This window comes from Salinivibrio sp. AR640 (assembly GCF_001995405.1).
Lineage (GTDB): Bacteria > Pseudomonadota > Gammaproteobacteria > Enterobacterales > Vibrionaceae > Salinivibrio > Salinivibrio costicola.
The window spans coordinates 1-1,335 of the sequence record NZ_MUFD01000058.1; the positions used below are offsets into that span (position 1 = coordinate 1).

Annotated in this window: 1 protein-coding gene; it reads right to left on the reverse strand. The window is 42.3% G+C overall.

All coding sequences use genetic code 11. From position 1 onward, the window contains the following. Positions 1-31: 31 nt before the first annotated feature. On the reverse strand, positions 32-1,117 hold the full coding sequence (wecA, locus tag BZG75_RS15145) for a UDP-N-acetylglucosamine--undecaprenyl-phosphate N-acetylglucosaminephosphotransferase (RefSeq protein WP_108742934.1): 1,086 nt from the start codon (positions 1,115-1,117) through the stop codon (positions 32-34). Positions 1,118-1,335: the final 218 nt, after the last annotated feature.

The following is a 1,335-nucleotide window of genomic DNA, read 5'->3' on the forward strand; positions in this document are numbered from 1 at the left end:
GTCCAATCGTTGCGTTGAGCTTCAGTGCGGATTAACCATTAAGCGCATGTTCAGGCTTATGTTGTTTTCTAAACGAACGCACAAAACGGGTAATACGCCAAACATAACTGAGCAGGGCAGCATAGAGTGCAAAGCAAAGTAAAAAGCTAGCAAACATGATACTTTCGCTAATGTTCGCTAACTCGCCATAAATACCAAACCCAGCAAACAGCGCGGCAAAGCTGCAGATAACCAACAAGGTTTGTTTCGAGCTTAAGCCTAAGCGTTGGAAAATATGGTGTAAATGCTCGCGATCGGGCTTAAAGGGAGAGTGTCCGCGACGGATGCGACGGATCATAATAGCTGCCATATCCATGAGCGGAATCGCGATAAGCCACAAGCAAGTCACAGGGCGAATAGAAGCTTGCTGACCCGTTTGACTGGATAGCAGTAGGAACCACACCACGGTAAAACCGATCACCATACTGCCCGCATCGCCCATAAACACTTTGCGCTTACGCCCTAGCAGACCTAAGTTGAACAGTATGTAGGGGGCCATAATAACGATGATTGCTGTTGCTAAGTAGGCAAGATCATAGTGATTAACCGTGGTCATCATAAAGGCGACGCCGGCAAAGGTAACAATGGATAAACCGCCTAATAGCCCATCAATGCCATCCACCATGTTAAAGGCATTAATCGCACCAATCACCGCGAAAATGGTAATAATGTAACCAGCAATACCCAAATCTATATTGCCTGTGCCTAATATATTGCCAATGGTACTTAACTCAATATTACCCACTTCAATCATTGCGATGGAGAGTAATCCCTGAACAAGAAATCTGATTTTGTAGCTAATATCAAATTTGTCATCAAGAGCACCAATAGCAACCAGCACTAGAATACTAAGACTGTATAAGTCTGTATGTGGGATCAGATCAGCGTTGTACCACAGAAAGTACAATAATGATAAGCTTATCGATAATCCGCCGACGAGCGGTACAGCCCCTTGATGTAATTTCCTTGCATTGGGTTTGTCGACCAATCCAACGCGCTTTCCAATTGGGCGCATAATAAACAATATGCACGCCGACAATCCAAAGAGTATAGCCAACTCCGTTGTAGAAAAAGACACGATTTTTCTCCCTATATAATTATCAGTCAATGATACCTGAATCACATAATGATATAAAGTTAGACAACATGTCTGAGCTTTTTTTAGCCAGTTTTTGTTGGTTATTTAATCTAATTTTGCAGTGATGTCTCAGGTGTCATGAATAATGTAACAAGTGTCTCAATCATGATATTTTAATGATAAAAGAATAAATAAGCCCGCTAGACGCGGGCTTATTT